The sequence below is a fragment of the Streptomyces sp. NPDC002851 genome, assembly GCF_053591935.1.
The window spans coordinates 57815-71072 of the sequence record NZ_JBSFUT010000005.1 but is presented as its reverse complement, the minus strand read 5'-3'; the positions used below and the strand labels follow the sequence as shown (position 1 = coordinate 71072).

The 13258-nt window shown below is 70.5% G+C and carries 9 protein-coding genes; 5 read left to right on the top strand and 4 right to left on the bottom strand.

The genetic code is table 11. From position 1 onward, the window contains the following. The first annotated feature begins 154 nt into the window (after positions 1–154). Positions 155–2167: a glycoside hydrolase gene (locus ACWD10_RS07235; RefSeq protein WP_451087935.1), complete on the top strand. Its 2013-nt coding sequence runs from the start codon at positions 155–157 to the stop codon at positions 2165–2167. Positions 2168–2183: 16 nt separating this feature from the next. On the opposite strand, the gene ACWD10_RS07230 is transcribed toward ACWD10_RS07235, so the two are convergent. Next, positions 2184–3551 (bottom strand): (2,3-dihydroxybenzoyl)adenylate synthase, encoded by a 1368-nt coding sequence (locus tag ACWD10_RS07230; protein WP_451087933.1) that lies wholly within the window; start codon positions 3549–3551, stop codon positions 2184–2186. A 216-nt stretch (positions 3552–3767) separates the two neighbouring features. Here ACWD10_RS07230 and ACWD10_RS07225 point away from each other — a divergent pair, with 216 nt between their 5' ends. Continuing rightward, on the top strand, positions 3768–4670 hold the full coding sequence (locus ACWD10_RS07225) for a hypothetical protein (protein ID WP_451087931.1): 903 nt from the start codon (positions 3768–3770) through the stop codon (positions 4668–4670). Between the two features lie 25 nt (positions 4671–4695). Here ACWD10_RS07225 and ACWD10_RS07220 read toward each other — a convergent pair whose 3' ends face one another. Together ACWD10_RS07220 and ACWD10_RS07215 are read right to left on the bottom strand one after the other, a co-directional pair. Then, positions 4696–5397 (bottom strand): hypothetical protein, encoded by a 702-nt coding sequence (locus ACWD10_RS07220; protein WP_451087929.1) that lies wholly within the window; start codon positions 5395–5397, stop codon positions 4696–4698. Next, the gene (locus ACWD10_RS07215; RefSeq protein WP_451087927.1) at positions 5387–7498 is read right to left on the bottom strand and encodes a trypsin-like serine peptidase; all 2112 of its coding nucleotides are present in this window, start codon (positions 7496–7498) and stop codon (positions 5387–5389) included. The genes ACWD10_RS07220 and ACWD10_RS07215 overlap by 11 nt, the downstream gene beginning before the upstream one ends. A gap of 286 nt (positions 7499–7784) precedes the next feature. On the opposite strand from ACWD10_RS07215, the gene ACWD10_RS07210 reads away from it, so the two are divergent. Further along, the gene (locus ACWD10_RS07210; protein ID WP_451087925.1) at positions 7785–9986 is read left to right on the top strand and encodes an endonuclease; all 2202 of its coding nucleotides are present in this window, start codon (positions 7785–7787) and stop codon (positions 9984–9986) included. Between the two features lie 115 nt (positions 9987–10101). On the opposite strand, the gene ACWD10_RS07205 is transcribed toward ACWD10_RS07210, so the two are convergent. After that, the gene (locus ACWD10_RS07205; protein ID WP_451087923.1) at positions 10102–11007 is read right to left on the bottom strand and encodes an amidohydrolase family protein; all 906 of its coding nucleotides are present in this window, start codon (positions 11005–11007) and stop codon (positions 10102–10104) included. Positions 11008–11450: 443 nt separating this feature from the next. Between ACWD10_RS07205 and ACWD10_RS07200 the strand changes: the two genes are divergently transcribed. Both ACWD10_RS07200 and ACWD10_RS07195 read left to right on the top strand, forming a co-directional pair. Further along, complete coding sequence (locus ACWD10_RS07200; protein ID WP_451087921.1) at positions 11451–12626, top strand: substrate-binding domain-containing protein; 1176 nt, start codon at positions 11451–11453, stop codon at positions 12624–12626. Positions 12627–12711: 85 nt separating this feature from the next. Beyond that, the gene (locus ACWD10_RS07195; protein WP_451087919.1) at positions 12712–13095 is read left to right on the top strand and encodes a VOC family protein; all 384 of its coding nucleotides are present in this window, start codon (positions 12712–12714) and stop codon (positions 13093–13095) included. The last annotated feature ends 163 nt before the right edge of the window (positions 13096–13258 follow it).

The following is a 13258-nucleotide window of genomic DNA, read 5'->3' as shown; positions in this document are numbered from 1 at the left end:
GGGCCACGGGGGCCACGGGGGCCACGGGGGCCACGGGGGCCACGGTTCACGGCCTACGGCCCACCGGGCTGGTACTGACTGCCGCCGGTCTTAGATACCTCTTAGAACAGTTCTTGATGCTGCGGGCATGAACCGTTCAAGCAGTCGCAGGCACGTGGACCCTTCAGGTCTCAAGCGCCGCCGCCGGTACCGTACTTGGATCGTCGCGGCAGGCGTCGCCGCCGTCACCTCCGCAGCGGGTGCGGTCGGATACGCGGCGCTGGCCGAGAAGGACGCCGCCGCCACGCCCCCGGTGGTGCACGGCGGCAAGGTCACCTTCACCGTCTCCGGCGGCACAGCCACCGTGGACACCGCCTCGCTCCGCGTCACCGGCCGCGCCAGTGACGGCACCGCGGTGCCGGTCTCGGACTCCATCGGGAAGCTCGGCAGGGCCGGCCGCGTCTCCGTGGACGGGCACACCGCGACCTGGTCGTACCCGTCGAAGCACCTCAAGGTCAGCGCGGCCCGCGACCACGGGCGCCTGCGCGTGACGGTACACGCTGACACCGACACCACCCTCGCCTGGCCGGTCACCGGCAAAAGCGCGGGCGCCGACCGGCACGCCGCCTTCCAGATCCCGCGCGGCGAGGGGCTTTCCGTGCCGGTCTCGGACACGTTCTGGAATGCGAAGAACGCCGGTCTGGCGGGCACGGAGGCAGATCTGGCGGGCGGGTCCCTCACGCTCCCGCTGTGGGGCTACACGACCGGCAGCGGCCACGGGGTCAGCTACCTCGTACCGGAGAGCATCGGCACCACACTGGGCTTCACCTCCCACGGCGGCAAGCTGAGCACCACAGCAACACACGAATTCTCACGGCGCGAGCGGACCCGCGACTACACGGTCGCCTTCTCGCTCACCGGACCCTCGCCCGTCGCCGCGGCCGCCGACTACCACAAGTACCTCGACGAACGCGGCCAACTACGCACCCTCAAGCAGAAGTTCACCGACAACCCCGAGGCGAAGAAGCTGCTCGGCGCCGAGCACGCCTACCTGTGGGGCCGGGCACGCGGCGAAGAGGCGGTGAAGAAGCTGCATGAGCAGGGCAGCACCCGGCTGTGGCTGGGCTACGACGCCGACGGCAAGCCCATGACCGAGCAGGCCGTCTCCACGGCCAAGAAGCTGGGCTATCTGGTCGGCCCGTACGACTCGTACGCCAACGGGCAGGACCCGAAGTCCGCGGACACCCCGATCGCCAAGTGGCCGGGCACGATCTACCCCGACTCCTGCATCCGCGACTGGAAGGGCAAGGTCAAGACCGGCTTCGCCGACCGCGGCTGCTACCTCAGCTCACAAGCGTTCGCCCGATCCGAACCCAGCAAGCACTATCTGGCCGACCACACCAGGAAGATGGTCGCCACCGGCGCCAACAGCGTGTTCCTGGACGTGGATGCCGCAGGCGAGCTGTTCAGCGACTTCACCAAGGCACACCCCATGACGAAGAAGCAGGACCGGGCGAACCGCATGGAGCGGATGCGCGCTCTGTCCGAGCGGCACAAGCTGGTACTCGGCTCGGAGACGGCGGTCTCCTGGTCCGCCCCCGCGCTGACCTTCACCCACGGAGCGCAGACCCCGGTCAACGACGGACTGTGGAAGTTCCAAGCGGAGAAGGATAAATGGGGCGGCTGGTACCCGGCCGACGCCCCCGGCCAGTTCTTCAAGAAGGGAAAGCTGCCTGCCTCGCTGGCGACGTCGATGTACGACCCGCGCTACCGCATCCCCATGTACGAGACGGCATTGCACGATTCGGTGATCAGCACCGACCGCTGGGAGATGCCCTACGACAAGCTCCCGGACCTGAAGACGGACCGCGCCCTGATGTCCGTGCTCTACAACACCCCGCTCAACTTCGCGATCAGCGAGGGCAACCTCGCCTCCACGGGCCAGGAGATGGCCACGCTTCAGCGCTACTTCGCGCCACTGCACAAGGCCGCGGGCACCGAGCGGATGACCGACTTCCGCCGCCTCACCGACGACCACCAGGTACAGCGGAGCGTCTTCGGCTACGGCAAGCTCACCATCACCGCGAACTTCGGTTCCACGGCATACGGTTCGCTGCCCGGCGGCTGCGTGGACGCCAAGCTCCGTCATGAGAAGCAGACGCGACGGCTCTGCCCCGCCAAGGGCTGACGGGGAAACCGTGAAGTTACGAACGCCGCGGGGTGTCCTTGAGGCGGCCGGTGACGACCAGGTTGCCGTCCGGGGTGCGTCGCGCGAGGGTGCCGGTGCGGAGGTAGCCGTCGGTGGTGAAGGCGTGTGCGTTGTGGTCGGGGGCGCGGTAGTAGCCACGCAGGGTGTACGGGCCGCGGGCGAGGAGTTCACCGGGTTCGCCCTCGGGCACGTCCTTGCCGTCGGCGTCGACGATGCGGAGCTCGTCGTCGGGTGAGAGGGGGCGGCCCTGCGTGGTGAGCACGGTCTCGTCCGGGTCGGCGGGCCGGGTGAGGGTGAGCAGCCCCTCGGGCATGCCGAAGACCTGCTGGAGGCGGCAGCCCAGTTCGGGGCCTATCCGTTCGGCGGTCGCCCGGTGCAAGGGCGCGCCACCTCCGATCTGCACGAGCCGCAGACTGCTCAAGTCGGCCTGGAGCGTGGGCAGTACGTCGAGCCAGCGCTGGGCGACGGCGGACTCCAGCGACGTGAGCGTGACCCTCTCCTGTCCCATGACCGACAAGCACGCGGCGGGTTCCGGGTTCTCGACCAGGACGACAGTGCCGCCGACGGAGAGGGTGCCGACGATGCCGGGGCAGCCGAAGGTGAAGTTGAACTCGGCGGGCAGCGCGGCGAGATACACGTCGTTCTCGGTGAGCGACACCAGCTCGGCGGCGGCCTGCGCCTGGTAGGCGTAGTCGTTGTGGGTACGCGGAATGAGCTCGGTCTCCGCGGTGGTCGCGCCGGAGGGCAGGAGGAACGCCACCTGGTCGGAGCTCTGCGTCAGCGCCGGCTCGGGCGGGGCGTCGATGGAGCTCAGCGGGAAGTAGTGGCAGCCCGACGTGTCGGTCATGAGGCCGCCGTACGGGGAGGAGGTGCCCGGCGCCTCATGGGTGAACACCCGCCGCAGGAAGGGCCCTTGGGCGGCGATGTCCGCGGCCATCGCCGTGTGGTCGAAGCCCTGGTACGTCGAGGGCCCCACGTAGCCGACGGCCTCGGTGACCTGCACGAGGTGGGACACCTCGGACGCGCGGTGCGGGACCGGGCAGAACACGGGGACCGCGCCGACGCGCATCAGCGCGAACACGGCGATGACGAACTCGGGAACGTTCGGCAGCTGGACCACGACCCGTTGCCCGGGCCTCAGGCCGCGCAGCCGGAATCCGGCAGCCATGCGGTCCACGCGCCGGTTCAGGTTCGCGTACGTGAGGCGGGTGTCGCCGTGCACGAGCGCGGTCCGCGGGCCGTACTGGAGGGCCGAGCCGCGCAGCAGGTTGTCCAGCGTCTGGCCACGCCAGTGCCCGGCCGCCCAGTAGCGGTCGACGAACTCTTCGGGCCAGGGCGTGCAGCCGTCGAGCATGGATGTCATTCGCTTCCCCCCGCCGTCCTGATCTTGGCAAGCCAATCCGCCCACACCCCTTGTACGCAATGTGCTTTCCCCACCATGGACGCTGCGTCCCCTCGGCAGAACGTCCAATGAGCGCCGCTGACCAGGAGGAGTCCTCAGCGTGTCGTGACCGCCTGCCGCGAAGGCTGGCGTTAGCTGGCGCTAGCTTTCCCGACGGGCTGCGGAGTGGGAGGACGAGTGGCGGCTCAGGACACGGAGGAGAAGTCGTTCCTTGAGAAGGCCGCCTATGTGGTGACCCCGGGGTCGGTCATCGTCGGGCTGCTGTACTACCTCGGGAACAGGTACCGCAGCGCCTACTACTCCTACTTCGGCATCTCGACGCGTGATCTCCAACTCACCCCGCAGGATTACCTGCTCGACAGTCCCACCGCCCTGTTCCTTCCCTTGTGGATCGCGCTCATCCTGGGGCTCATCGGGATCGTCCTGTTCCGCTGGGTGGAGCGATGGCTGTCGCATCAGGCGACCTTCAAGCAGCGGCGGATCGGGGCCCAGGCGGTCGCCGGGCTGGGTGCCGTGCTGCTGCTGATCAGCTTTCCCGTCCTGATGGAGCCGACGTGGTGGCAGCACGGAGTGCTGCGGGGCCTTCCCAACAGCTGGCTGCGCGAATTGGTGCCGCCGCTCTTGGTGGCCGTCGGGGCGCTGCTGCTGTTGTTCGCGTTGTATCTGCGGCGCGGTCCCGGGCGCCGCAGGGACCGCTTCTGGAGCATCGCGGAGGGGCTGCTGCTCGCCGCGGTCGCGATGATCCTTTTCTTCGACATGTCGCGCTACGCGTACGGGGCGGGCATGTCCCGCGCCCAGGACGACGCCGAGCGCGGTTACCGGGGAAGCACCCCCGTACTCGTCCACTCGCGCACACCGCTCCACCCGTCCACCGCGGGCCCCCGGCTGGTCAGCTGCCAGGACCACGGGCCGAAGTTCCGGCCGTACCAGTACAGCTGCAGGGGCTTCCGCATCCTCGCGAAGTCGGACACCCGGTACTTCCTGGTGCCGCAGAGGCGGCCGCCCGACGGTGACATCACCTACATCCTGCGCGACGACGACAACGTCCGCGTGGAGGTGCTCGGCAAGGCACGGGGCTGATCCGCGATCAGCGGCCGCGGGGCGGCTACGTCGTACCGGGAGAGTCCGGCAGGCCGTCCTCCGGCCCGTCGGTAGGCCCCGTCGGCACGTCCTCAGGCGGCTCGGTGCGCCCCGTCGGCGCGTCCGTGGGTTCGGTCGGCACGTCCGTGGGTTCGGCCGGTTCATCCGTGGGTTCGGTCGGTACGTCGGGCGGCGGCCCATCCGTAGGCGGCAGGGGCTCGTCCGGCGTGATCTCTTCGTCGCCGTTCTCCACCGATTCGATGTTCAACTCCGAGGTGACCGATCCCTGGTCGGTGGCGACCGTCACGTCCATGTCCTGGTCCCCTGTACCGTCCGTGTCGTCCGTCTCGTCGCCTGGCTGCTTGATCATCCGGAACGTGCAGCTCTCCCCCGACGGCACCGTCTCGCCCGAGCACTTGTCGTCGGACACCTCGACCCCGTTCGCCGCCACGTCGTTCACCTTCATCGGCCGGTCCGTGGTGTTGCGGACCTCGACGTCCACCGCGGCGGGCTCGCCGACGGCGGCACTCGGGAAGTTGATGTCCTCGGCCTCTTCCTCGCCGGTGCCCGGGAAGAGGGTGGCGGTGCCGACCGCGTCGATGTCGTCGAGCCTTGTGGCGTCGGGCGACGCCCCGTCATCTCCCCCGCAGCCGACCGCCGTACTCAACGCCGCAAGCACCACGGCCGCGCACAGGGTGGCCCTCCGGAACCTCGGCCTACCAGGCACGATGGTCTCCTCCCGGGCGCTCGGCGGCGGCTTCGAACCGGGCGCCGCCGCTGAGCGCACCGCCGATCTCCGCCGCCACGTCCGCGTGCGCGAGGTACTCCTCGATGTCGTGGGCACGATCACAGCCGTTGGTGACGGCCAGCTCGGTGAGCTTGCCCCAGCCGGACTCCGCGAGCGGGCATCCGATCGCGACCGCGTCGGTGGGACACCAGGCGTTGACCCAGTGGCGTACGCGCTCGGGGCGCTGCGGCCCGGCGGTGAGGAGCCGGGTGCTGACGGCGTCCATACCGAGGGGGCTGCCCGCGGTGACGAGCAGCGTCGGGTCGAGCCCGTCCGGGAGCCGCGTGATGAGGTCCATGCCGACGACGGTGCCCAAGCTGTGGGTGACGAGGACCAGTTCCCCGGTGCTCGGCATCGTCTCGAGGACGCACTCCAGAACCGCCTCGCGGACGTCGCGGTCGCCGAGGTAGCGGTCCACGTCCCGGAAGACGGCGGCGATGGTCCACTCGTCGACATCGCTCCTGGCCGCCAGCCAGCGCAGCGGCCGTTGCAGCGCGCCCACAAGGCGCTCGTCGATTCTCTCGGTGACCGCGGGCTCGTACGGAGGCATGCCCGCTCGGCGCGCCGCCTCGTGGAGCAACTGCTCGTAGGAGCCCGTGGGTGACTCGGCGGCGAACGCCTCGGCGGCCGCCGCGGCGGTCAGGTCCCCTAGGTCGACTCCGCCGCCGACGCTCTCCTTCCACCCCATGAGGGCGGCGAGGCGTTCGCCGTAGTACGGGAACCACACATCCGTAGGACTGAGGGTGACCATCCCGGCACGGGTGAGCCCATGGTTGAGGCCTCCCGTCCAGCCGCGACGCAGCACCTCCGGGTCCTTCTTGTGCTGTCGCCTGCCGTGCAGGAAGACCAGGTGCCGCTCCGCGCCGCCCGGGGAGCCGATGCTCCGTCCGCGGCGCCCGGTGGCCTCGGGCGGAGCCGTTCCGGGCGCCACCGTCTTCGGTGCCGCGGTCTCCGGGACCCCCGACGTCGGGGGTGGCGGCGCCGCGGCCTCGGTGGGCGCCGCCTGGGTCAGGCCGGAGTCCGGGCCCAACTCGGTGAGCAGAGCATGTCGTGGGGGTTCGAGTCGCAGGTCCGCCAGGTGTTTCAGGATCGAGCTGATACGGACGCCCTCGTTCGCGATCCAGGCGATCGCGTCGTCGCCGTCGCCACGCCGCCACACCTGTCCGTCCTTGCGCAGCACCCGCCCCTGGTCGTCCCTGTTCGGCACACCGCTGTGGTGCAGGGCCACCACTTCCCACTGGTCGTTGAAGACCGGAGAACCCGAATTCCCGGGCTCCGTGTCGGTCGTGTAGTGCAGGAAGTCGTCAAGGCGGAGCAGCAAGGCGTTGTCGCGCAGGGCGATCTCCTTGAGGCGGCCGTTCGGGTGCCCGATGATGTTGACGCGTTCACCGATCACGAGTGTGCCGAGCTGGACGCTGAGCCGGTTCAGGCCGAAGATCTCTCCCGCGAGGCGGCCGTCCGCGGCGGGTGCGACCGCCACCAGGGCGAAGTCCAGGCGTTCGTCCGCGGTGAAGAAGGCGCCCGGGTCGAGTTCCATCCGGACCGCGGTGTCCGGGGTGTTGTCGACGGAGACCTGGGCGTTGAACTCCAGGAAGCAGTGGCGGGCGAACTCGCCGTCGGACAGCACATGGTGATTGGTCATCAGCAGGCGTGGCGAGACCATGAAACCGGTGCCGTGCGGGAGTTCACGACCGTCGCGGCGGAGCGTGATCCGGGCGACGGTGGTTCCGGCGCGGACACCCCGCGGCAGGAAACTCCAGGCCTGGAGCTCGTTGGACAGGTTGATGATGCGCTCGTTGGCCTCGGGCAGGCCCATGGCATCGGCGTGGATGCTCGACACCACGGCAGCGGGCGACAAGCCTCCTCGGTCGAGGATCCGTTCGGCTCGGATGGCGAGCGCGCCCGGGGCATCCGGGTACCGCACTCCTTCCGCCAGTTTTTCCTCGACCTGCTCCCGTTCCACGGTCGTTTCCCGGTAGCGCTGTGCCGCGTCGGCGGCCTGCCGATGCTGCTCCGCACGCGCCGCTTCCGTAGCGAGCATGACGCCTCACCTAGATGGCTCTTGTCGTGGTCATCGCCCCGCTTCCCAGTACTCGTCCAGGCAGGCCGGTACGCAAGGCGGGCGGGTGCCATCGGGGACGCCGCGAGCCGGTCACTGCGCCGCTCCCGCCGTCGCACCATGGGGACTGCCGCACCACCACCGCGCATCACCCCGCTGGGTCATCCGGGTGACGGCCCGAGGGGCGCGACGGCGTCCTCCGTGCCCATGCTGGTGAGCGGGGGCGAAGCGAGCCGCGCCGTCGAGCGCGAGCAGGAGGCGATCCACAGTGCCCACCACTCCGTACGCGCCCGAGACGGGCCTTCTTCAGCAGGTCGAGCGTGCCGAGGCGCGGTACTACGAGCGTGCCGCGGCCCGGGAGCAGACCCGCCACGTACTCGAGGAACAAGGCGTGCTGCACGCCGATACGCCCGACCGCGTCACCAAGCGTCTGGCCCGGCTCGGCGTGGACTGGTCGCAGGCCACCGCGCTCGAGCAGACCCCCGGCGGGGCGAGCACGGGGCGCAGCCTGCCCGGGCTGTCGCCGGATCACTTCAGCGCGTCCCTGCTCGGCCTGGAACGGCTCATGGGGCGCAACGACCTGATCGACGTCGGCTTCCTGGAGGCGGGCCATCTGGCGTCACGGTCCGTGGGGCGGGTGGTCGTCCGCGGGCCTGCGGCGCACTACGGCACGGGCTTCCTGATATCCCCGGCCCTGCTCCTGACCAACAACCACGTCCTTGCCGACCGCCAGGAGGCAGGCCGTGGTGTGATCGAGTTCAACTACCAGGCGGGGCTCGACGGTCAGCCGCTGGAGCCGGTGGTCTTCGGCCTGGAACCGGGCCGGTTCTTCGTCACCGATCGGGACCTGGACTTCACCGTGGTCGCGGTGGCCGAGCGGAGCCGGAGCGGCGCGGGCCTCGACGCATTCGCCTGGCTGCGGCTGACCGAGGCCCAGGGCCAGGTGATCCTCGGCGAGATGGTCAACATCATCCAGCACCCCAACGGTGAGCCCAAACAGCTGGCGCTGCGCGAGAACCAAGTGGTGGACCTGCTCGACGACTTCGTGCACTACGCCACCGACACCACACCGGGTTCCTCCGGCTCACCGGTCTTCAACGACCAGTGGGACGTCGTCGCCCTGCACCACGCCGGGGTCCCGCTCACGGACGCGGACGGCCGCTATCGGTCGGTGGACGGGACGGTGTGGCATCCGGCCATGGGCGAGGACCAGCTGGCCTGGAAGGCCAATGAGGGCGTACGGATCAGCCGGGTGCTCCAGGCCGTACGACGGGCCCCCTTGTCCGGCGCCGCCGCTCAGCTGCGGGCGCAGCTCTTCGAGGCGTCGGCGCCGCCGCGCACGTCCCCCGGTGCCCCACAGCGCTTGGCCGACGGCGGTCCCGAGGTGGCACCCACGGCCGACTCCGACTCCGGCTCCGGCTCCGGCTCCGGCTCCGGCTCGGTCTCCGTCTCCGGATCCGACGTCGGTACGTTGCGGCTGACGGTGCCGCTGTACATCACCGTCGGTGTCACAGCCCGGGGGCAGGCCCCGGCCCCGTCCGTCACCGCGGCGGTCGACGGCGGCCCTGATGTCCGTACGCAACCGACGGCCGTACCCACGGTCAACGGACACGTCCCGCCCGCCGAGGCGGATCTGCGGGCCGCGCTCGCGGGCCTGGAAACGGGCCGGGCCCGCCCGTACTACGAGGCCGAAGCCGACCGGGCCGCGCGGGAGGCGTACTACGCGGAGCTCGGCGGTGTTGAGCTGGGCCAGGACCTGACCGACCTGCTCGAGCGCACGCATGAGCGTCAGCCCGCCTACAAGCCGATGCGGCTGCTTTATCCATGGGTGGACCTGCACCCCGACAAGCAGTTGCGCAGCATCTACTCCGGTCGGGCCTTCGCCCCGGAGGAGTTCATCCGCGCCGACGCCGCCATGGAGGCCGCACGCATCAAGCGCTTCCAGGAGCTGTCCCTGCGCGAGTGCGGTCTCGGCCCGGAGGCGCTCGAGTCGGAGCTCGATGCCCTGGAGGCGTCCCTCGCGTTCAACTGCGAGCACGTGGTGCCGCAGTCCTGGTTCGGCAAACGCGAGCCCATGCGCGGCGACCTGCACCATCTCTTCGCCTGCGAGTCCCCCTGCAACAGCTTCCGCGGCAACATCCCGTACTTCGACTTCACCGACGTCGAAGAGGTCGTACGCACCGACTGCGGGCGCCGGGAGGCCCAGGGCTTCGAGCCGTCCGCGGGCAGGGGCGCCGTGGCCCGGGCGACGTTGTACTTCCTGCTGCGTTACCCCGGCCAGGTGGGAGACGAGGCGCGCGAACTGCAGCCCGAGCGCCTGGACATGCTGCTGACCTGGCACGAAGCGGAGCCCGTCGGCGCGTACGAACGCCACCGTAACTTCGCCATCGCCGAGATCCAGGGCAACCGCAATCCCTTCATAGACCACCCCGAGTGGGCACGGGAGATCGACTTCGGTCACTCCTGGTAGCGCCCTCTGGGTCAGGTCGGTGGCGTTCCCGGCCACCCACACGCCGGTGCGGCCCATCCCGCCAGGGGAACAGGAGAACAGGGCTCGGCAAAAGGCTCGGTAAAGGGGAAGGCCGTTACAGGCCGAACAGGTCGGTCGCGTTGTCGTGGCACACGGCCCGCAGCCACTCCTCTCCGAGACCCAGCCGTTCCAGGGCGTGGAGCTGGTGCACGTAGGGGTAGGGGATGTTGGGGAAGTCGGTGCCGAGCAGGATGCGGTCGCCGAGTGCGGCGAACCGGGGCAGGGCCCGGCGCGGGAACGGCATGAATCCCTCGGAGAAGTCGGTGAACGTCATCGTCGTGTCCAGCCGCACCTGGTCGTACCGCTCGGCGAGGTCGAGGAACTCCTCGTACTCCGGCATGCCCATGTGCGCGACGATCAGCCGCAGCTTCGGGTGCCGCGCAAGGACCCGCGCGACGGGCTCAGGCCCGGTGTACTTGCCGGGCGCGGGCCCGGAGCCGCAGTGCATCACCACGGGGATCCGGGCCTCGGCCAGCACCCCCCAAGCCTCCTGTAGCCGTTCGTCGGCCGGATCGTACGCCCCTACCTGCACATGAGCCTTGAACACGCGCGCCCCTGCTTCGACGGCCGCACGGACGTATGTCTCGACGTCCGGCTCGGGGTAGAGGGTGGCGGTGTGCAGGCAATCAGGGGTACGGCGGGCGAACTCGGCCGCCCATCCGTTCAGCCACGTGGCCATGCCGGGCTTGTGCGGGTAGAGCATCGCGGTGAAGGCCCGGACGCCGAACTCCCGCAGCAGAGCCGTTCTCTCGGCCTCCTCCTGCCGGTACGTGATCGGCCACTCCATCCCACCGATCAGGGCCCCGTTGGCGTCGAAGTAGTCCCAGACCTTGTGCAGGACACGCTCGGGCATGAAGTGGGTGTGGACGTCGACCAGCCCGGGAAGGCCGAGTCGACCCCAGAAACGGCGCACCTCACCGACCTCGGCAGAGTCGACGGGTGCCATGCGGTGATCGTTCATGCCGTCCACGATCGGCCCTGGTGAGGGGGCTGAGCGACCCCCTTGCGTGAGGGGCGCGGTGAGGGATCCCTCACACAGGCCGCGGCGGTGAGCTGCCTACTGGACGAGGCGTTCCCGGTCGCGGGGGGGCGCGGCGAGAACCCGTTTGTCGCCGCGGCGCCGAGCTCGTCCGGTCGGCCCAGGCCTTCGCGTGCGGCGGGCGCGGGGTTATGCTGCGCCGCAATCGTTCACCGAAGCGGTCAAACGAACAGGGCCAGGTCCTGTCGTCAGACTCCCGTCGTCGCCCGAAGGGCGCCCCGGCGGGGTCTGGTGCGTGCGATCGCAAAGCGCCGGAGCGCCCTCGTGGCGGAGTCACGTGGGCGGTTCGGCAACGCGGCGAGCGTGCGTGCCAGACCCCGCCGGGCAGGCGGGACTTTGACGACAGGACCTAGGGGGGCGGCAGCGTGCGGGAGCCGGCGGAGCTCAGGCGGCAGCGGATCGTGGCGGCGGTGCGGTCGCGGGGCGAGGTGCGACTGGCCCATCTCTGCGCCGAGTTGGAGGTCTCGGCGGTCACGCTGCGCCGGGACGTCGAGCAGCTCGAGCAGGACGGCAAGGTGCGGCGCGGCCATGGCGTGGTGCGACCCGTGCTCCCCGCCCGGGCGGTGAACGGCGAGGCGGTGTCCGGCTCATCGGCTCCGGACGGGGAGACGGTCGCCCTGGTCGTACCGGAACGGCACACGTACCTGTACGACGCCCTGCATGGCGCGCGCAGCGCCCTCGAGCGGTCCGGGCTGCGGATCGCGCTGCACATCGCTCCGCAGGTGCCCGGCGCCGAACGCCCGCTGGTGGAGGCGGCGTTGGCAAACGGGGCACGCGGTCTGATCCTCGCTCCCCGGTGGCGCGGCGCGGCGGAACAGGAGGCCGACTACGACTGGCTGGCCCGCCTCGACGTGCCGACCGTCCTGATGGAGCGGCGGCCCCGGGCAGGGAGCGCGCTGCACGCCGTGGACTCGGTGTGCACGGACCACTGGTACGGCACGCATCTCGCCGTGGAGCACCTGGTCGCGCTCGGGCACCGGCGGATCGTCCTGGCCGCCCGGGACGACAGCCCCACCGGGCGCGCCATTCGCACCGCCTTCGCCGACATCGCGGCGGCCCGGCCGGAGGTCGAGGACTGGACCGTGGCGCTCACCTCGCATGCGGCGGGGGACGGTTCGGCGGGCGGCCCGGCGAGTGGCGGCGCGCGGGTCGGGCCGCTCGATCTGGCGGCGCTGCTGCGGGAGCGCGCCGCCACCGCGGCGGTACTGCACGCCGACGTGGACGCGCTGATGCTCGTGCAGGGGTTGATGGCGGACGGCATGCGGGTGCCGGAGGACTGTTCCGTGGTGGCGTACGACGACGTCCTCGCCGCCCTCGGCAGCCCGCCGTTGACGGCCGTGGCCCCGCCGCGCGCGGAGATCGGGCGCACCGCCGCCGAGCTGCTCCTGCACCGTCTCGGCCGGGCGGGCGGCGGCGCGGCTCCGGATCCGGATCCGGCGGCGACCGAAGGGCGGGCGGCCGGGCCGGGCAAGGGGGCGGTGCGCAGGATCGAGCTGCTGCCCTCCCTGAAGGTGCGCGGCTCGGCGACGCGCCTGGCCTGAGCACCACGCGATCGCGATGCTTCCGTCGCCCTCCAGTACCGCGATCGACGATCAACTCCCGGGCTGTCTCCGTACACTGACGGATATGGCATGCCGCATCAGTGAGCTGGTCATCGACTGCGCCGATCCCGAACGGCTCGCCGCATTCTGGAGCGACGTCCTCGGCTACGTCGAACTCGAACGCGAGGACGACGGAAGCATCGCGATCGGGCCGCCCGGCACCGGCCTCCGCAGCCCGCTGCCCATCCTCGTCCTCAGTCCCACCAGCGACCCACGGGCCGGAAAGCTCCCCCTGCACATCGACGTCAACGCCACCGACCGCGACCAGGACGCCGAGCTGGAGCGGCTGCTCGCGCTCGGCGCCAGGCCCGCCGACGTCGGCCAGACCGGCACCGAGAGCTGGCACGTCCTGGCCGACCCGGAAGGCAACGAATTCTGCCTCCTGCGCGCCCGGGTCCAGCCCTTCTAACCTAGAGCCTGTCGGAAGTCCCGCTCGGCCGTTCACGCGCGACCTCAGGCTTCCCAACTCCCCGTACCACATGAGCGTTTGAACGTTTCAGTTTCTTCTGAGCGATGTATTGACCCGGATCGGTCAGGCGATCAGGATTCCCGTGTCTCGGCCAGAGCCCCGG